This is a genomic window from Vibrio sp. TRT 1302 (assembly GCF_050113875.1).
Taxonomy (GTDB): Bacteria; Pseudomonadota; Gammaproteobacteria; order Enterobacterales; family Vibrionaceae; genus Vibrio.
On the sequence record NZ_JBNJOF010000003.1, the window covers coordinates 105,161 to 123,628 of the forward strand.

Here is an 18,468-nt window from a genome sequence, read left to right on the forward strand (position 1 = left end):
TTTAGAACCATCCTAGAACCAATCGTTTAACCCAGTCTAGCAACTTCTTGAACAAGCCACCCTCTTCCACATCTTGTTGAGCGATTAGAGTAGCGCTCGCCACTTGTGTACCTTCAACACTGTAGATCACCTCTCCTACCGCGTCGCCTTTTCGAATAGGTGCTTCTAGCTCACCTTTGTACTCGATTTCGGCCTTGAGCTTACTAGCGTCTCCTTTAGGCAAGGTAATCATTACCTGTTCAGATACCCCCACAGGTACAGAGTCCTGACGTCCCATCCATACCTTAGCTTCGGCTAATGTGTCACTCAGTTTGGTTGGTGAAACGGTATCGAAGAAACGGAATCCATATGAGAGTAACTGTTTACTTTCTGACTCTCGACTTTTAGTGCTGGTAGAGCCCATAACTACAGAGACTAAGCGCATTTCACCGTTGGTCGCTGACGTTGCCAAACTGTAGCCTGCTCCACTGGTGTAGCCGGTTTTCATTCCGTCAACATTGAGGCTGCGATCTCTCAATAATCCATTTCGGTTGTACTGCGTAATCCCGTTATAGGTAAAGGCTGTTTCACTGTATAACGGATAGATATCGGGAAGATCTCGAATGATCGCTTGGCTAAGAAGTGCGATATCGCGTGGCGTAGAATAAAGCCCTTTGCTATCCAGTCCATGTGGATTGGTAAAGGCGGTGTTATCTAGCCCTAACTTTTGTGACCAACTGTTCATCAAGCTCACAAACGCGTCTTCACTACCAGCCACATGCTCCGCAATCGCTACGCTAGCATCATTACCCGACTGAACGATCAAGCCACGATAAAGATCCATCAATTCAACGTTTGTTCCCACTTCGATAAACATTTTCGAAGAGTCAGGAAAATTTTTCGCCCATGCCTTAGCACTGATTTTTACCTGATCATTCAAAGAAATATTACCGCTTTTTACTTCTTGCCCCGCAACGTAAGCCGTCATCAATTTCGTCAAACTCGCAGGATTAAGCTTCTGATCGGCGTTTTTTTCCACTAGAACGGTACCAGTGTTGTAATCAATCAGAATATAGCCTTTCGCTCCTAACGCAGGAGGATCAGGGATAATTGTCGGGGCAGAATACGCTCCGAATGAGAAAAGAAGTGTCGGAAGAAGTGCTGTCGATTTTATTAAACGCAAAGTCATGATATGCGACGTCTCACTTTAGTTAAACATGGTCGGGTTCAGTATAGACAACCGCCCAACAGTTTCAGCCGCTTTGAAACCAATCGTTACTATTGAGTCATGTTTTTCGCAATTAACGCAGAATCAACCCTCGCGAGAAATAAAAAAAACCAGCGGTATTAACCGCTGGTTTTCAATTTGTTCACTTTTAACTTAAGCCAGCTTCATCGCGGCTTGTTTGTTCATCATGCGTTCACGGTGAGAGAACCACAAGTATGTCGCTGCAATCGAGAAGAATAGGTATGAAAGCGCAAACACAAATGGCGAGCTAATAAGCTCTTGTGACATACCCCAACTAACACCTGCAACTGTGATTGCAATCTTTGAAAATAGGCCACAGATAAGAAGAAGTAACGCTAACTGTGGAAAACGACTGCTTCTAAACGCAAACCAATAGCAGCTACCTACAGCCATGGTCGAAATGTAAAGGCCGAGCAAAAATGAATGTAAGTGATCTGCTGATGCTACGCCTGCAGTAATTGAAATCATAAAGAGTATGAATAGTTTCATGTTTTGCCTCGCTTTTTAAAACTGGGAAAAAGCTTCCTTTCATTTTTGAAATCTCATTTTGCGCATATTTTCATCATTTAGCTCAGCAATATCAAGCAGTAATTTGTTGCAAAACTTGTTCAAAAAACAATCAACGAACAAATGTTAACATCTGGTTACAATACTGATTTCGTTAGCCTTAGAGAAAGAAAGGGTTAACCCCATATTTAAGAAAAGCCAACTTATGGGCGTCACATTTCAATAACATTTATTTATCTATAAAATTCCTTAAAAATTGTGACTAAACACAGCAAATGCCAGCCACAAAGCAGGTCTTTCTCAAGGCAAAACTTAAGATTGCACAAATAGACGGATTGCAAAGAAAAATAAAGGCCAATTTAAGTGTGAGCTTAACCACTGTTCCCAGTTTTCCAGCTCGAATCACAACTTGGGGTCTGATACCTTTGCGCAACCCATTTTTAGGTCACACACACCATGCCTTCCCAGTACCGAATTGATAAAATTGTTGAGATAGGTGACACTCTTCATCGCAGCGGCTGCGCACCGTACAAACTTGAAAAGTACACTCAATTTTATGCACGTAAACACGGCGTAGATCTGATGATTCAAGCGACGCCGACGACCGTTAACTATCAGTTTCCTGAAGACAACAATGCTGTTGTAATGAAACGCCACCAGCCCGCATCAATTAATCTAAGTCTGTTGGCTAATACCATTATCCGCATCAATCAACCCAGCAGCGAACCGGTTCCTGAACCTGTCGGATACCCTAAATGGGTCATCGCATTGGCCAATATGGCTATTCCGCCAGCCTACCTGATGCTAGTGGGCAGTACCATGGAAGCGATAGTGTTCTCCGTATTTTTGGGGTTTGTAGTTTGGCTAACTCAGCAGGTGTGCAAAGCTCGTCGCTCCATCGCCGTAGAGTTTATTGCCGCTTTGCTCACGGGGATTCTGGTTGCTTTCTTCGCCAGCACTGGCTTTGCAATCCCTATCTGGGCTCTATGTATTGCTGCAATAGTTCTATTCGTGCCCGGCTTATCGATTGCGAACTCGCTAGAGTGCCTTGCATTCAATGATTTAGTATCTGGTACCAGTTTACTTGGTCAGAGTGCATTGACCCTAATAAAGCTGTTTGTCGGCATCGTTATGGGGCTAAATATTGGCGAGGCGATATGGGGGCAAGCGGAAAGCATAAAATACGTCAACGAAGTGCCATTCTGGATGCACATCTTTGGACTATTTCTGATTTCCATTTCACTGAGCATCATCTTTAATGCGCGTCCTACCGATATTTTATTAGGTTTACCCGTTGCTGCATTGGGCATGTGGGGACCATTTTATCTTGGTTTTGACAGTGGGTGGGTCGTCGGCACTTGGGTAACAACCGTCTTAATCACTCTATATGGCACTTGGGTTGCAAAAAAAATGGACCTGACTGGGTCTATCTATATTGTTCAAGGCATCATTATTTTGGTACCGGGTAGCCGAGTGCTGATCAGTGCAAGCCAATCAGTATTTGAGCAATCAATTTTACCGATCCCTAGTATCGGACTCTCAGCCTTGTTTAAGTTCTCTGCTATCGTCGCAGGGCAAGTCACCGCTTACTCGATTTATTCGCCAAGAATTGAACGCTAACATCCATTGATTCAGTAAAAAGCCCTATTCAAACGTCGCTAACTAAGCGGCTTTTGAATAGGGCTCTTTCCCCTTGTGTTTCATGTTTCGTCTGAAACTTCCTTTGCCTTTTTTCGCTTTTTCTACTCTTGCTCGAAACAGCTTACTGGTCACCACGGCTTTAAGAGCGTTATCTTTTATCTGACCTCGACCGACCTCTAATTCTGCGTCGAGATTCGTGAACTCATGGCTTGAGTCACTCAACTTTTTCATAATCCATTCCTCTGAATGATAGTTTACATACAGCTGGTTTCTGCGCTGTTTCTACTCACATTTTTATCGTTAAGTAGAACAATCAACCAAGCGTTCGAATGTTACACTATTTATGCGCTAATCAGTATTATTTTCGAAATTATACCTAGCGCAAATTTTCCAATGAAAACCCCTATTTATGGTGTGCAAATCCCCTGATTTTTATTGACTTAGTTGCACTTCTCTTTAGACTGGATGCCAGCTAGAAAACGGTTCTTGTTTACTTTCGCCGTTTCGTTGGATGTATGAATATCTACCGTAACGTCGTACGCATTAGCAATCTCCTTTTCCACGCTATCGGTGCCGTATGGCTTTTACAAGATTTATCAAGGATATACATTATGTCTAACACTGTTACTGGTACAGTTAAATGGTTCAACGAAACTAAAGGTTTCGGTTTCATTCAACAAGAAAACGGTCCAGACGTTTTTGCACACTTCTCTGCAATCACTGGCGACGGTTTCCGTACTCTAGTAGAAGGCCAAAAAGTTGAGTTCGTAGTATCTCAAGGCCAAAAAGGTCCTCAAGCTGAGAACATCAAAGTACTTTAATTGTTAAGTACCACAGTTTTTCGATAGCCAGCTTCAAGCTGGCTATTTTTATACCCGAAATATGCCCATTCCATTTAACGTCCCTATCGCGAGACTCTCTAACGAGCCTCCTCTCTCGCCCTGCTTGAGAGACATCAATTCTTCCTCACAACACCACTCAGTGGATCTTAATTTCTCATTATTGGTTATTGGCATATGCCAGAAACCAATACTATAGTGTCTCTGTCACAAGATAAGGAGTTCACTATGTTATTCGCCATCCCCTACCACGGAGCGTCTGTTCACAATCACTTCTCTAAAGCCCCTCAGATCATGCTTTGGGATAGCAAGGAACAAACCAAGTGCGTGCTTGATTTACCCCCTTCTTCAGCGTGTTGTGAGCGTAAAAAATATTGGCAAAGTGTTGTACAGGAGAACCATATCGACGCGGTCATCGTTCGCTCTATTGGAACCAATATGCTTAACACTCTATTTAAAATGAATGTCAGTGTGCTAGCTGCACCGCGCCAGTTCGACCTTGAACGGTTTGATACCAACGTGTTGAAGCCCATTACCGACATTAATTTTGCGCGCCCTTCAGCCAAAAAGCACAACGCAACCTGCTCAGGAGATTGCCCTACTCACTCTATATCAGCGAACCAACATGCGAGGGTCAACAAGTTGTCACCTAAGGCTGTGAGCCATCTTGCTAAGGTGTTTAAATGCACCACTCACGCCGAGTAGTCGCTGTGACCTATTTGATTAGCTTTGCTGTTTTTATAATTGTGGTTGGCATGATGGCGATAGGAGTCGTATTAAAACGCCATGCGATACAGGGGAGTTGTGGCGGTCTTGCCACTATAGAGATAGAAAGAGAATGCAACTGCGTAGAAATCTGCGATCAACATTCGCGCAAATTATACCAAATTGAGGAGCCGAACTAAGTAGGGGCTATTGTTCACTAGCCAATATCAACGCATGTCCATGCACTAAGCTCTGCGCGACTTTGCTACGTGCACGCTTAACAATATTGGCAAAAGTTTGTCTTGATACTTTCATGAGCGTTGCCGCTTCCAATTGGCTTAGACCATCCAAATCAGCTAGACGCAACGCTTCGAGCTCATCCTCAAATAACTCGATTTTTTCGAGCTGAGAAAGCGCTACCCCATTGGGTTTAAAGCATTCGTAACTTGCTCTGCCACATATGTTTCGCTTTATTTTTGGCCTCGCCACTTTGTTCCCCTTTACGTTTTCTGGGCTCAATGTTGCTCTCTAACTTTGCGGTATTTTATGACTATTCACAAACCCAAAAATCATCAACAGTGCGCTATATGTTGCCAGCCTTTTTTTAACCACCATACCAAGATTCACTTTGCAGCGATGCAAAACGGTGGAGTACAGGGCGAAATTGTAGCAACAGAAGCCGTGCAAGGCTACCAAGGGGTAATGCAAGGCGGTGCTATTAGCGCTTTACATGATACCGCCATGACTCACTGCTTATTCTCTCAGCATGTCTATGCTATGACCGCACAACTTGATGTGCGCTTTATACACCCCATTCCTCTCAACACATTACTTCGAGTTGAAGCGATATGCACAAAACATCGACGTGGATTGTATCTGTTAGAAAGCACTATTTACGTGGATGATCAGTGCCACTCGAAAGCGGAGGCAAAATTTATAAGATGCGCCAGTGAAACAGCGACTTCGGATAAGACGAACCTGTACTCATGCCATGTGAATGAGTCCCGAATTCTACCTCTGCAATTGAGTTAATAAACAATCGGTTATGCTCCCGTTTTCTCGGGGAGTGCTGTATAGTGAATTCCATTAACGTTTTTACTATAAGCAAAGCCTCAACGGTACACCTATAGTACACTTCAATCATTTGGAACCCTTGAAAATACATGGCTCTTAAACCGACTATCTACAAATTCCGTATTTCACTTTCAGATACCAACCGTGACCTGTATGACTCGACGCAACTTACCGTTGCTCAGCATCCGTCAGAAACCGTTCCGAGAATGATGGCGCGAATTCTGGCCTTCTGTGTAAAATGGCAGCCAGATTTAGCGTTGACCAAAGGCTTGTCGACCACTGAAGAGCCAGACCTGTGGGTCAAATCCTTAGACGACCAAATCCAGCTTTGGGTTGATATTGGAGAGCCTTCGCTAGACAGAATCAAAAAGGCGTGTCGCTTAGCCACTCACGTTGACGTGTTTTCATTCAACAGCAAATCTAATGTTTGGTGGGAACAAACCAAGAACAAGGCACATCAATACGACGCCAATATCTATCAATTTGATTGGGATGGTATTGAAGCATTATCAGAAATTGTTGAACGCAGTATGGATCTGTCCGTCATGATTACTGGTGAAAGCCTGTTTGTTGATTGTGACAAAGGTTCATTTGAAATCTCATTGAAGAGCTTGCAGTCAAATGACTGAACTTGAGCAGTCGCTTAGAGCCATTGACGCCGATTCTATCCCAGCCGTTACTCTACCTTGTTCAGCGTGGGAGCAGTTTTGCAGCCGCCATGCGTCACTGTTTGCTAAAGCAAGGAGACGCAATCCAGATAAGCCCGCCACACATGGGCTGCTGGGTGTGCTCACGAAAGCACATATGGAAGAGAGTTCAGCCCTCGAATCACAAATTGCATCGATTCAGGCAATGCAGGATGTATTGGTATCAAATCTCGGACAGGAACACGCGGATAAATTTGAGCAGCAAGGCATCAAGCAACTTATTCTCGTTACCCATCTGTGGCTCTATCTTCAAGGCTATTTGAAGATGGATTTTAGTTTGGCCAATGATCATGCTGACAATACGGCTCACTTGATCGCGACGCTCAACAAGCAAGACCCTCAATATCTGCGAACTCAGTTTCTCGAAAGCTACTACCTCGGCAAGCAACGCGCCGGTGAAAACACTCAAGCCAAATCAGGTCTGATAGATTGGCTGCGTCGTATCTTCGGCAACTCGACTTTATAAATAATGGCCCTCATTGAGGGCCATTATTTTTATAGGTAAGTATGAGGGCCAAATACCTCATAGTGGATTCGATCTCGGTCTACACCAAGAGACTCTAGTTGACGCACCACCGATTCCATAAAACCGACAGGGCCACAAAGATAAAAATCGGCACTGTCTAAAGGCAATTGATCGGCAATCAGGCTTACGTTGAGCTCCCCTTGAAACTCGGCATTAGCCTCTTCAAGATACCAAGTGAATGACTTCCAATTGTTGTCTTTTACAGCTCGTTCCGTATCCGCCTTGAAAGTATGCTGCTGCTCAGTGTTGCACGCGTAGAGCACGCTGACATCTTGCTTATTCTGCGCAGCTAATGTCTGCATCATAGACTGAATTGGTGTGGCACCAACACCCGCGGAAATCAGCACCACTGGTTGCTGTTTCTCTTGGTAGAAGAAATCACCTGCTGGTGGGTAAAGGCGAACCACATCCCCTTCATGTACTTCATCATGTAGGTAGTTAGATACCAAACCTTTATGCTCACCCACTTCTCTTTTAACAGAAATACGGTAGTCCACGCCGTTCGGTTTTTGCGACAGTGAATACTGGCGAATCTCGTTGTATTCGCCCTCTGTAGGCTTTAATTCAATACCCACATATTGGCCAGGTTGGTAGGTTAGAACATCCCCACCATCCTGCGGTACTAAGACAAAACTGGTCACAAACTGTGATTCTGGCTGCTTAGATTTAACCACGAAGTTGCGTGAGTTAGCCCACCCACCAACTGCCTGCTTACGTTGCAGATAAAGTTCGCCTTCACGATCGATAAAGACCTGAGCTAAAAACAGGTACGCCGCTGTCCAGGCTTCTTCAACTTCAGGGGTAAACGCATCACTAGCCAGCTCGCGTAGTGTTTCGATTAAGTGATGGCCAACAATTTGGTAGTGTTCAGCTTGAATGTTAAAACTTGTGTGTTTGTGAGCAATGCGCTCGACAGCGGAAGTCAGTACTTGCAGATTATCAATATTCTTTGCGTACGCCGCTACAGCTTCAAATAGGGCGACGCCCTGACGACCGGTTTTTTGGTGGGTCATATTGAAGATGTCTTTCAGTTCTGGGTTGTGAGTAAACATTCTTTGATAGAAATGTTGGGTCAATGCAGGACCTGCTGATTCCAGTAGTGGAATTGTACTTTTTACGACTTCAATGTGCTGATTGTTGAGCATTCGAGTTTTCTCCTCATTATTTTAATTTTGTTCGTAGCCGATATAGCAGGAAGAGTGCCAACTTCAAGAATGTATCTAAACTCTTGGTTTAGCACGTTTTAGCCGTCAATATCATGTCAAATAAACACACCTATAAAATGTCAATTTGACACATTAATATTGTAATAACTCGACCAATATGGTTAATTCAACATCATGTGATGCTCAACCGTTTCTACCTATAGCTATTATGCAAGATATCTCTGTTTCTACCCTTATCGACATGACCATTGGTCTCGCTCGCGGTGATAACGACCAAGATCGATTCAACAATCTACTCGACGCAATTCGTAAAGCCATCCAATGCGACTGTGTCGCTCTGCTCTCATTACAGGGAGATACCCTTATCCCGTTGGCGATGCAAGGATTGACCCGTGACACGCTAGGGCGTCGTTTTAAGATAGACGAACATCCTCGTTTTGCCCTGATTTGTGAGTCGAAAACCGCAGTTAGGTTTGATGCGAATAGCGATCTTCCCGATCCCTTTGATAACTTGCTACTCGACTATGAGGGGGATTTACCCATGCACTCGTGTATGGGGCTACCACTTATCTATGCAGACAAGCTCCTCGGTGTCCTTACACTTGATAGTCTAACACCAGGGGTCTTCGAGCAGTTTCCTAAACGCAGTCTCGATGCGCTCTCCGCTATCGCAGCTTCAACACTCAAGGTCGCTCTCACCGTAAGCCAACTAGAGCAACAAGCAAAACAGACTCAACAAAGATTTGAGGAACTGAACGAAGAAGCATGGGAACGTGATGGTGGAGAAATCATTGGTGACAGTCAGGCAATGCAAGCCCTCAAGGCTGATATTGAGGTGGTCGCTCCTTCCAACTTTAATATTCTGATCCACGGGGAAACGGGGGTCGGTAAAGAGCTGGTTGCACGCAGTTTGCACCACTTGTCGCCACGTAGAAAACAACCTCTGGTTTATGTCAACTGCGCTGCGATTCCTGAGAATCTGGTCGAGAGCGAACTCTTCGGTCACGTGAAAGGCGCCTTTACGGGCGCAGATAAATCACGTTTGGGTAAATTTGCGTTAGCGGATGGCGGCACGCTATTTCTCGATGAGATTGGTGAGCTTCCCCTTGCAGCGCAAAGCAAGATCCTTCGAGCTCTGCAAAATAATGAGATTCAGCCCGTAGGACAAGACAAAGTCGAGAACATTGATGTGCGTGTGCTCGCCGCGACCAACCGGGATCTAAAAGAAGAAGTCTCTGAAGGCCACTTCCGTTCTGATCTCTACCACCGACTCAGTGTCTACCCAATCACGGTTCCCGCCCTTCGTGAACGTAACGGTGATATCGTACTGCTCGCTGGTTACTTCCTTGAGCAGGCTAGGCGCAAACTGGGGATTGTGCAGATTAAGTTGGGCAAAGATGCGCAGCTCCTATTATCTCGCTACAACTGGCCGGGTAATGTCCGCGAATTGGAGCATGTCATTAACCGAGCCGCACTAAAAGCGAGAGCTCGCGGTCAAGGAGGTAAACTCATTACCGTTTCAGTTGAAGACATTGGCCAACTGCAATCAACGCAAGAGAGCAATGCCTTTACTCCGATCAATGAGGCTCGTCTAGCGCCAGAGTTCGAGCTATCACGTGGTCTTAGAGAGTCAACGGAAGAATATCAGCGTCACATGATTATCACAGCCTTGACTCAAGCTGATTTTAATTGGGCAAAAGCCGCACGTCAGTTGAAGACAGATCGTGCCAACTTAACGCGTCTCGCCAAACGGCTGGGTATCGAAGTCACCAAAAAGCATCAAGTGAACATTGGCTGAGTTTAAGATTCAACATTGATTACATCTCAGTTACAATGCGCAACGAAAAAGTCATCTGCCAATAATAAAATATTCATCAAATAGGATTGTTATGAAGTTTATCCGCTGGTTTTTAGGACGAGTGATCCTACTGCTCAACTTTGTTTTTTCACCAAAAGGCATAAAGCGTGATGCTGACCAACAGCAAGCGGTCGATCAGAAAGCTCAATCATTGGCTCTATACCAATTCGAAGCTTGTCCGTTTTGTGTCAAAGTACGTCGAGCGATGAAGCGTCAATCAGTTAAGTTTGAATTACGTGATGCAAAGAATGATCAAACACACCGCGCAGAATTAGAAGCAGGTGGTGGAAAAGTGAAAGTTCCTTGCCTAAGAATTGAAAAAGACGGTGACGTACAATGGATGTATGAATCATCAGATATCGTTGCTTACTTAGAGAAAGAGTTCGCGTAAAAAAGGAAGGTTCCATGTCATGCAAGCCATTGAACATTCGGCATATCAAAGCCATTGTGTTTGATTTAGATAATACCTTGGTAAGCTCAGACATGGATTTCTTCTGGTTAAGAGAGCAAATTGGGTGTCCTTCAGATACCGACTTGCTCTCTTATGTTGATCAACTTGAATGTGCCAACGCTTACGCCGATGCGCACGCACTGATCCTGCAACATGAGCTTGAAGACGCACAGCAATCACAGCCAATGCCTGGCTGTCAGTCCCTCATCGAGTTCATTCACAGTAATCAACTGTATACCGCTATCATTACTCGAAATTGTGCTCAGGCCGCTCAAATCAAAATCGAGCATAACCAACTCAATATCTCTCGACTGATCACCCGCGAACACTTTCCACCGAAACCGAATCCAGACTCACTGATCGCTTTAGCCGATGAATGGCAACTTGAACGCCATGAAATTCTCTATGTGGGTGATTATCTCTACGATCTTCAGGCCGCCTACAATGCTGATATGCCTTCGTGTCTCGTCACTCACGGCAAAACGTCTCCATTTGGCGCACACGCTTCACTGATCGTAGAACATCTTGATGAACTCCAGTCTGTCTTGTCTGAATCTAACGAAACAACACGCAATTGAACGATAACAACAAAGTGAAATAAATCACACTTACCCTTGAATTTTGTCTGGTAAGTAACGATGTATTAAAGACAACAAATCAAACCGAGGTCTATCGCCTCGGTTTCTCTTTAGATTCGTTATAAAAACCTAAAACAACGGCTTGGCTATGACTGCAAAAACTCTTGATTCATCCCCTTCTCTTGGGCAACAGCTATTTAAAATGACTTGGCCAATGCTGTTCGGCGTGCTGTCGATTATGAGCTTTCAGCTAGTAGACAGTGCGTTCATCGGTCAGCTCGGTATTCTGCCACTGGCAGCGCAAGGTTTTACACTTCCACTGCAAATGGTCATTATTGGTATTCAAGTTGGTCTAGGTATCGCAACAACCGCCGTTATCGCCACAGCAATTGGCGCTAGCCAGCCAAAATACGCCAAACAACTTGGTGGATTAGTCATCGTCATCGGCAGTGTTGGTGTCGCCGTATTTTCAGTGCTGATCTATCTGCTCCGAGAGCCCATCCTAGCATTACTCAGTGCCCCTGAAAGTGTATTGCCTATCATTGATAGCTATTGGGTTTACTGGTTGGTAAGCTCTTGGACGGGTGCGGTACTCTACTTTTTCTACAGTCTTTGCCGAGCCAACGGAAACACCATGCTCCCAGGCACCATGATGATGGTCACCAGTTTGCTCAACCTGATCCTAGACCCAATTTTCATCTTTACGTTAGATCTCGGTATTGATGGTGCGGCTATCGCAACCATTGTGGCATTTGGTATCGGTCTTGTGGTCGTCGCACCAAAAGTTGCCACTAAACAGTGGCTGAGCTTCGACTGGAGTGATCTCGATGTGGCTAAAAGTGTCCGCTCAATTGGCCACATCATGGGGCCTGCGATGATCAGTCAACTGCTTCCTCCCCTCTCATCCATGCTCGCAACCAAGCTACTTGCAAGCTATGGTACAGCAGCGGTCGCCGCTTGGGCGTTAGGTTCACGCTTTGAGTTCTTTGCCATCGTTTCGGTCTTAGCGCTCACCATGTCAATGCCGCCTATGGTCGGTAAGTTGCTGGGAGCCAACAATCTCGCTGACATTCGCAAACTGGTTGCTATTGCATCTAAGTTTGTTATCAGTTTCCAACTGCTTATCGCTGCCATCACGCTATTCGCATCGCTGTTTTTAGCACAACTGATGACCAGCGACTCCGCAGTAGAGAGCATTCTGAATTACCACCTAATGATCGTTCCCTTTAGTCTTGGGCCGTTAGGGATCTGTATGTTGATGGTATCCATTTCCAACGCACTTGGTCGTTCTTACACCGCGTTGACGATTTCTGCGCTGAGGTTATTTGCTTTTTTCCTACCGTGTTTGTGGCTCGGAGCGCAACTCGGAGGGATCGAAGGACTGTTCTGGGGAGCCTTTGGTGGCAATATTCTCGCTGGCATCTGTGCATGGATGATGTTCCATAAAGTACTCAATCAGTTAGAGCAACACACCGTGACTCAGTGATTAAGGTTTGCATTCTATAATCAACCTAGATAGTCTAAATAATCACCACTTAGGATCGATTATGAAATTCGTGTTTACTTACCTTTGGCTTCTTCTCCCTAATGCCAGTAGCCGGTAGGTATCACTATGTCTGGCTGCGAGAAACGTAGCCAGAACTCCACTTTCTCGTAGCCCTAAAATCACTCACGAAGGATACGAGCAACATGACTGAAGAAACCCAAACTACCGTTCCCGACTCTCTATCGCAGACCGGAATTCTGTTGGCGCTCGCCGGATGTATACTATTTTCTATCAAACCAATCCTGATCAAAATTGCCTACCAATATGGAGGCGATGCAACGTCAATCATGACACTCCGTGCATTCAGCTCTCTTCCTCTCTATCTGGTTACGCTGTTGCTCTTATGTCGCAGTGCTGAAAATCGGATCAAAGTAAAACAACACGGAGCCAAAGCCGCGTTAATTGGCGTGATGGGCTACTACCTAGCAAGCTTTCTAGATATCTCGTCACTTGAATTTATTTCTGCGCAATTAGAACGATTGCTTATCTTTCTTTTCCCTACTTTTGTCGTTCTAATTAGCTGGTGTCTATATGGGCAGAAGCCACATCGTAATGTTGTTCTTTCTGCTGTGATTGGCTACGCAGGGATCAGTGTGATTGTTGTCCATGATTTCAATACGGCGGGTCACTCTGTCGTGCTGGGGAGCGTGCTTGCGATTAGCTCGGCATTGGTATTCGCCTTCTACCTAGTATGGAGTAAGCCTCTTATTACCCAGCTAGGAAGTTCTCTCTTTACCAGCATAGGTATGGGTTGCGCAGGGCTTGCCATTATTCTCCACCTGCTGATAAGTGGTAGCGAAGTGAGCCAATGGTCACAAGAGCTCATAACGACAGGTATTATTCTCGGTATATTTTGTACCGTGCTACCGTCTTATTTGATTGCCGCGGCCATGGCACGTTTAACGCCAACAAGCTTAAGCCTGACCAGCAATATTGGTCCTGCCGTTACCGCAGGCCTCGCGGTTGTCGTTCTCGACGAACTCTTTACCCCTTGGCATGCTATTGGTCTGGTGCTGGTGGTGTTTTCCGTCTATACGCTAAACAAGAAATCATAACGACATCAAAACGGGCTGAAACATCGATGATCTTGCAACATCATGCGCAATCCGCAGATGATCTTACGCTTAGAAAGTCGTATGATTCAGCCTATCAATTTTTCAGATAGTTATATCATGACCACCCACAACCACCACCCTATTCAAGGGGCAAGCTGGATGCTAACAGCAGGCCTAGCGTTTGCTATCGTCAACAGCTTAGCTCAGATTGCCAGTATTAATTTTGGTCTCTCTTCTACCACCGTTGCGTTGATTCAATACGCCATCGCTTTGGTTGTTATTCTCCCTTATCTTAAAACGCTAGGCATTCGTCAATCGCTACGAACCCAAAATCTTGGGATGCATATCTTCCGTGTGTTTTTGTCGGTGATTGGTATCCAGCTATGGCTGTGGGCACTGGCCTATCCTGTACCTATTTGGCAAGGCATCGCACTATTGATGACCTCACCTCTTTTTGCAACCGTAGGTTCCGGCTTATTTTTGAAAGAAAAAGTTGGCGTTGCTCGATGGGGAGCCACTTTAACTGGCTTTGTTGGTGCCATGATCATACTCGAGCCTTGGGCCGATGATTTCAGTTGGGCAACGCTGCTGCCTGTTGGTGCCGCCTTCTTCTGGGCGTGCTACTCACTTATGGTGAAAAAGCTCTCTTCTGACGACTCACCTTCTACTATGGTGGTCTACTTGCTCGTCCTCATTACTCCATTCAACATTCTGCTCGCGCTTCCAGACTGGCAAACGCCCGTTGGTGGCACGATCTGGCTGGTTTTAATCGCCGCCGGTGCAATGACTGCTCTAGCTCAATGGGCTATTGTTAAAGCGTATTCGGTTGCCGACGCATCGTTTGTTCAACCATTTGATCATGCAAAATTGCCGCTCAACGTATTGGCGGGATGGCTAGTGTTTAGTTGGGTGCCACCAGGCAGACTTTGGCTTGGTGCTGCGATTATCATTGCGTCGGTCGCGTTTATTACTCGTTGGGAAACCAAAAAATCAGCTCGCTGAAAGAAATGTCGAACTTGACCGTTCTTATCAGTCATAGGAATTAATGAGAGACACCTTTATGACAGAACCCATCAAATTGACACTCTATCGCTGGGCGGGTAGCTGGGGACCATTTAAGGTCAACATCCCCTGTGGCGAATGCACCTTAACGAAAGATATTCTCACTGACACGTTTGAAAACGAGTTGGCGGGAGTGCCAGTTAAACTTGAGATTAAAGATTGGTTATCGCACTGGTGGGAACCACTCAAAGTTGGGGCATGGCACGCACCCATTTTAATGGTGGAAGGCAAGGTAGTCAGTCAAGGCGAAGCTCTGAATCGAGGCGTTTTGATTCAATCCGTGATTCAGGAATGGACTAAGCGCGATACCCTTAAAGGCAATATCGTTTATGGCAAAGCAACCTGTCCTTACTGCGTGAAAGCTAAGAAAATGCTTGATGACGCAGGGATCGATTACCACTATTTCGACGTCGTAAAAGACAGCGCGGCACTCTATCGAATGATCCCCGAAGTCAAAGCGATTATCGGTGAGAAAACGCCGGTTACCGTGCCTCAAATCTGGCTTGACGGCAACTACATCGGTGGATCAGACAACTTAGGAGCGTGGTTAGAAGAAAAAGGGCTCCATACCGTACCTGACAACGTCATCGCCTTATAATCTTCGTTATCTACAACAAAGCCCTACCTATTCAGGTAGGGCTTTGTGTTAGTTAGCCAGTGAGAAGAAAACTCACGCTCCCCTCACCCACTGTAAAATCCATTTCACGTCAGCGATTATTTGGCCATCTTTTTCATCATGCGTTTGATGAACGACGTTTTCTTCGCTTTAGGCTTGCCATAAAGTGCATCGTGCATAGCTTGCTTTGCGATCATCTGACCTAGATATGCGTTGCCTAATTCGTGATTCATGAGTCTCTCCTCAGTAATAAGGAGCGTGATTTTAATCACAAATAAAATAAAAACAAGATCTATATCACATTAAGAGCTAAGTTAAGAACGCTTTGGCTGTTGGTATGTTTTACCCGCCATTAGGTACGTGTCTTTACGCTTCACATCAAACATAATGTCAAAGAACCACGCAACAAAACGGATAACATCATCACCTTCATCCATCACATGCTCAACAAACTCTTGTTCTTCACCCTGCTCGTTGGTTTGCACTGTCACATGGTAAATTCGCTTAGCACCTTCCACCTCAGCTAGAGCAAACTGACCTGTCAATGATTCCGCCGCTTCTGCGACTTCACTATCATCACAAGCTTTTAGCATTTCTAATGCTTGCGGTAGCGTCTCTTTTTCGCACAGTGCTTTTACCAATACTTCAAATTCTTTGTGTTCCATGATCATCTTCTCTGGATAGGAGTTTGCCGGCATTGTATACCCAAGTATCTATCAAGCAAACTCTTGCTGAACTAAAGGCACTTTTCTCGACGCGATCAACACCGCTCCCATTGCCACCGCAGAGAGTAAATAGAACACCCCCATAGAGGTTTGACTCTGTACCCAATGCTCCACCAGAAAGCCACCAAACAATCCCGCCATGCACATTTGGATCGAACCAGATAACGCCGACACAGCCCCAGCTTGACGTTTGTGTGGTGCTAATAACATGCTAATCGACAGTGGAAATGAAATCCCTTGTGCAATTGTCAGCAAGGTAAACGCTCCAATGAGGTTAAACAGTGTCACTTGCGAAACTAACAACCAGATACCAGCGATTGTCATCACGGATATTGCGAGTGTTAGCAATTGACCCGTAGAGAGGTATCTATTAAGAATATTTAAGCCAATGCTACCCATCATCAGTCCGGCAGATGGCAATATCATTACTGAGCCATACTCACCAGCGGTTAGGCCAAGTTGATGCTGCAAAATAAATGGCATCACCGATAACGAAACTAGGCTGGCAAGATAACTGATCCAGTTGTAACTCGCGCTTGTCAGCACTTGTCTATTGGTAATCAGACGCGCATAGTTTGCCGCTACAGAAACAAGGTTAAATCTCGTTTTGCCATAGGTCATGGTTTCCGGTAACACAAAATAGCCCAGCGTGAAGATAGCAATAAGGTACAGTAGAACAAAGACAAACACAGATTCCCAGCCTAGATAGAATGCGATCCAACCACCCAAGACTGGCGCAACAATAGGCATAATAGAAGCCGTAATGGAAATATATGACAACGCTTTGGTCAGCTGTGCGCCTTCGTAGCTATCTCTTAATACACTCCGACCTAACACAGATGCACTTCCGGCACCTAAACCTTGCAACAACCTTCCCAATATCAGCAAATGGAGATGATGAGAGAAAGTCAGACAGATCACAGTACCAATCAGATATACGCCTTGACCCATGATAAAAACAGGTCGTCGCCCAATGGCATCCGACAGTGGTCCGTAAAACAGTTGAGAAGCCCCAAAACCGAGTAGAAAAAGTGTCACTAAGAGTTGAACATCGGCTTGGGTGGCATTAAGCGACTGGCTAATTGAAGGAAGAGCGGGCAGGTAAATACTCACCCCGACTTGGCCGGTAGCGATAATCATCATTGCAAGCAAGATCGGTGTTTTTTTCATGGCATCTCCTGAATTGGGTGGGTTCAAATCAGTTTAAATTGGCCACTATCAAATGATAATATAGCGAATTGGAAAGTGATTGGTTCCAAAGTGGAAATAATTGGAGAGAATTATGGATTGGATTCAAAGTGTTCAGAGTTATATTCGTGTCGTTGATGAAGGCAGTTTTAATGGCGCTGCAAGAAAGCTCAACACCACCAGTTCTGCGATCAGTAAACGCATTCACTGGCTCGAAGAACGAATCGGTGTTCAACTTCTAAAACGAACCACTCGCTCAGTTACCCAAACCGAAGCCGGAGCTCTGTTTTATGAACGAGCTAAAGTGCAACTTGATGGCTGGCAGTCGATTGTTGACGAAACCCGCTCAGTCTCACAGACACCAGCAGGTTTACTGAGAATCGGAGCAACGCTAGCGGTCGGCTCCAAGTTTCTCGTTCAATATCTGGATGACTTTTTACAGATGTATCCCGATATTCGTATTCAATTGACCACGACGACCCCAGGTCAGTTGCCTGAACTAAGCTTGGATCTGTTTATCAGTCGAGAGATAGAGCAACTCAACTCACTGAGTTTTAAAGCCACCGCACTCTTTGAGCATAGAGCGGGATTTTATGCGGCTCCTGACTACATTAAGAAACATGGTGAACCCAAATTAGCTCAAGATCTCACTCATCACAATATGCTCATTTGGGGTGAACGCCCACATAAAGAGATCGCCTTGGCCAATGGCAAGAAGCTGCAACTTAAAGGTAATTTTGCGACCACTAACCCTGAAGCGCTATATTACGCGGCCAAAAATAGCATGGGTGTACTACTTAGTAATGACGTGATGATTAAAGAAGAACTACGACTGGGAACGCTAAAACGGATTCTTCCAGACATCACTGCTGATGAAGCAACCGTCTATGCTTACTATCCGAAACTCGACTATCAGCACACAAGAACTAAACTGTTTCTCGATTATTTGAAAGAAAGATTATCTAAAGGTCAGTAAGTTAGCTCCAAACGCACGTC

The 18,468-nt window shown here is 45.1% G+C and carries 24 protein-coding genes; 15 read left to right on the top strand and 9 right to left on the bottom strand.

Annotated elements, in window-relative coordinates; translation table 11 throughout:
* Position 1 precedes the first annotated feature (1 nt).
* A complete protein-coding gene (locus tag ACQEXP_RS05555) occupies positions 2-1,168 on the bottom strand; it encodes a serine hydrolase (protein WP_426968697.1) in 1,167 nt (388 codons plus the stop codon).
* Positions 1,169-1,360: 192 nt separating this feature from the next.
* Entirely contained in the window at positions 1,361-1,717 is a 357-nt protein-coding gene (locus ACQEXP_RS05560) for an NADH:ubiquinone oxidoreductase (protein ID WP_269375044.1), read from the bottom strand.
* Positions 1,718-2,191: 474 nt separating this feature from the next.
* Here ACQEXP_RS05560 and ACQEXP_RS05565 point away from each other — a divergent pair, with 474 nt between their 5' ends.
* Positions 2,192-3,355, top strand: a complete 1,164-nt coding sequence (locus ACQEXP_RS05565; protein ID WP_426968699.1) for a threonine/serine exporter family protein — start codon at positions 2,192-2,194, stop codon at positions 3,353-3,355.
* 42 nt (positions 3,356-3,397) lie between these two features.
* Here ACQEXP_RS05565 and ACQEXP_RS05570 read toward each other — a convergent pair whose 3' ends face one another.
* Together ACQEXP_RS05570 and ACQEXP_RS05575 are read right to left on the bottom strand one after the other, a co-directional pair.
* Positions 3,398-3,607: an alternative ribosome-rescue factor A gene (locus tag ACQEXP_RS05570; protein WP_426968700.1), complete on the bottom strand. Its 210-nt coding sequence runs from the start codon at positions 3,605-3,607 to the stop codon at positions 3,398-3,400.
* A 209-nt stretch (positions 3,608-3,816) separates the two neighbouring features.
* Positions 3,817-3,939, bottom strand: a complete 123-nt coding sequence (locus ACQEXP_RS05575) for a hypothetical protein (RefSeq protein WP_269375047.1) — start codon at positions 3,937-3,939, stop codon at positions 3,817-3,819.
* A gap of 48 nt (positions 3,940-3,987) precedes the next feature.
* Here ACQEXP_RS05575 and ACQEXP_RS05580 point away from each other — a divergent pair, with 48 nt between their 5' ends.
* The 3 genes from ACQEXP_RS05580 to nqrM all read left to right on the top strand — a co-directional run bounded on the left by ACQEXP_RS05580 (position 3,988) and on the right by nqrM (position 5,120).
* Positions 3,988-4,197, top strand: coding sequence for a cold-shock protein (locus ACQEXP_RS05580; RefSeq protein WP_038204438.1), 210 nt, complete (start codon positions 3,988-3,990; stop codon positions 4,195-4,197).
* Positions 4,198-4,443: 246 nt separating this feature from the next.
* Positions 4,444-4,920 carry a NifB/NifX family molybdenum-iron cluster-binding protein gene (locus ACQEXP_RS05585; protein WP_426968702.1) on the top strand — a complete coding sequence of 159 codons (477 nt, stop codon included), beginning with the start codon at positions 4,444-4,446 and terminating at the stop codon, positions 4,918-4,920.
* A 5-nt stretch (positions 4,921-4,925) separates the two neighbouring features.
* Positions 4,926-5,120, top strand: coding sequence for a (Na+)-NQR maturation NqrM (gene nqrM / locus ACQEXP_RS05590; protein ID WP_426969051.1), 195 nt, complete (start codon positions 4,926-4,928; stop codon positions 5,118-5,120).
* A 7-nt stretch (positions 5,121-5,127) separates the two neighbouring features.
* Here nqrM and ACQEXP_RS05595 read toward each other — a convergent pair whose 3' ends face one another.
* Complete coding sequence (locus ACQEXP_RS05595; RefSeq protein ID WP_426968704.1) at positions 5,128-5,409, bottom strand: DUF134 domain-containing protein; 282 nt, start codon at positions 5,407-5,409, stop codon at positions 5,128-5,130.
* Between the two features lie 57 nt (positions 5,410-5,466).
* Here ACQEXP_RS05595 and ACQEXP_RS05600 point away from each other — a divergent pair, with 57 nt between their 5' ends.
* The 3 genes from ACQEXP_RS05600 (at position 5,467) to ACQEXP_RS05610 (ending at position 7,167) form a co-directional block, all read left to right on the top strand.
* Positions 5,467-5,952: a PaaI family thioesterase gene (locus tag ACQEXP_RS05600; RefSeq protein WP_426968706.1), complete on the top strand. Its 486-nt coding sequence runs from the start codon at positions 5,467-5,469 to the stop codon at positions 5,950-5,952.
* A gap of 131 nt (positions 5,953-6,083) precedes the next feature.
* Positions 6,084-6,623: a YaeQ family protein gene (locus ACQEXP_RS05605; protein ID WP_269375051.1), complete on the top strand. Its 540-nt coding sequence runs from the start codon at positions 6,084-6,086 to the stop codon at positions 6,621-6,623.
* The gene (locus ACQEXP_RS05610; protein ID WP_426968708.1) at positions 6,616-7,167 is read left to right on the top strand and encodes a hypothetical protein; all 552 of its coding nucleotides are present in this window, start codon (positions 6,616-6,618) and stop codon (positions 7,165-7,167) included. Before ACQEXP_RS05605 ends, ACQEXP_RS05610 begins: the two co-directional genes overlap by 8 nt.
* 29 nt (positions 7,168-7,196) lie before the next feature.
* On the opposite strand, the gene hmpA is transcribed toward ACQEXP_RS05610, so the two are convergent.
* The gene (gene hmpA, locus ACQEXP_RS05615; protein ID WP_426968710.1) at positions 7,197-8,372 is read right to left on the bottom strand and encodes an NO-inducible flavohemoprotein; all 1,176 of its coding nucleotides are present in this window, start codon (positions 8,370-8,372) and stop codon (positions 7,197-7,199) included.
* A gap of 229 nt (positions 8,373-8,601) precedes the next feature.
* Between hmpA and norR the strand changes: the two genes are divergently transcribed.
* From norR to ACQEXP_RS05650, 7 genes are all read left to right on the top strand, one after another.
* A complete protein-coding gene (gene norR / locus ACQEXP_RS05620) occupies positions 8,602-10,191 on the top strand; it encodes a nitric oxide reductase transcriptional regulator NorR (RefSeq protein ID WP_426968712.1) in 1,590 nt (529 codons plus the stop codon).
* Between the two features lie 91 nt (positions 10,192-10,282).
* The gene (locus ACQEXP_RS05625) at positions 10,283-10,642 is read left to right on the top strand and encodes a glutaredoxin family protein (protein ID WP_269375055.1); all 360 of its coding nucleotides are present in this window, start codon (positions 10,283-10,285) and stop codon (positions 10,640-10,642) included.
* Positions 10,643-10,656: 14 nt separating this feature from the next.
* Positions 10,657-11,280 carry an HAD family hydrolase gene (locus ACQEXP_RS05630; protein ID WP_426968714.1) on the top strand — a complete coding sequence of 208 codons (624 nt, stop codon included), beginning with the start codon at positions 10,657-10,659 and terminating at the stop codon, positions 11,278-11,280.
* Between the two features lie 148 nt (positions 11,281-11,428).
* Positions 11,429-12,766, top strand: coding sequence for an MATE family efflux transporter (locus tag ACQEXP_RS05635; protein WP_426968716.1), 1,338 nt, complete (start codon positions 11,429-11,431; stop codon positions 12,764-12,766).
* 203 nt (positions 12,767-12,969) lie between these two features.
* Positions 12,970-13,881, top strand: coding sequence for a DMT family transporter (locus ACQEXP_RS05640; RefSeq protein WP_426968718.1), 912 nt, complete (start codon positions 12,970-12,972; stop codon positions 13,879-13,881).
* 117 nt (positions 13,882-13,998) lie between these two features.
* The gene (locus ACQEXP_RS05645) at positions 13,999-14,883 is read left to right on the top strand and encodes a DMT family transporter (protein WP_269375444.1); all 885 of its coding nucleotides are present in this window, start codon (positions 13,999-14,001) and stop codon (positions 14,881-14,883) included.
* 58 nt (positions 14,884-14,941) lie between these two features.
* Entirely contained in the window at positions 14,942-15,541 is a 600-nt protein-coding gene (locus tag ACQEXP_RS05650; RefSeq protein WP_426968720.1) for a glutaredoxin domain-containing protein, read from the top strand.
* A 116-nt stretch (positions 15,542-15,657) separates the two neighbouring features.
* Here ACQEXP_RS05650 and ACQEXP_RS05655 read toward each other — a convergent pair whose 3' ends face one another.
* The 3 genes from ACQEXP_RS05655 to ACQEXP_RS05665 all read right to left on the bottom strand — a co-directional run bounded on the left by ACQEXP_RS05655 (position 15,658) and on the right by ACQEXP_RS05665 (position 17,454).
* Complete coding sequence (locus ACQEXP_RS05655) at positions 15,658-15,792, bottom strand: hypothetical protein (protein ID WP_269375060.1); 135 nt, start codon at positions 15,790-15,792, stop codon at positions 15,658-15,660.
* Positions 15,793-15,873: 81 nt separating this feature from the next.
* Complete coding sequence (locus ACQEXP_RS05660) at positions 15,874-16,224, bottom strand: hypothetical protein (protein WP_269375061.1); 351 nt, start codon at positions 16,222-16,224, stop codon at positions 15,874-15,876.
* A gap of 51 nt (positions 16,225-16,275) precedes the next feature.
* A complete protein-coding gene (locus ACQEXP_RS05665) occupies positions 16,276-17,454 on the bottom strand; it encodes a multidrug effflux MFS transporter (RefSeq protein ID WP_269375062.1) in 1,179 nt (392 codons plus the stop codon).
* Between the two features lie 112 nt (positions 17,455-17,566).
* Between ACQEXP_RS05665 and ACQEXP_RS05670 the strand changes: the two genes are divergently transcribed.
* Positions 17,567-18,448 (top strand): LysR family transcriptional regulator, encoded by an 882-nt coding sequence (locus ACQEXP_RS05670; protein ID WP_426968722.1) that lies wholly within the window; start codon positions 17,567-17,569, stop codon positions 18,446-18,448.
* Positions 18,449-18,468 lie beyond the last annotated feature (20 nt).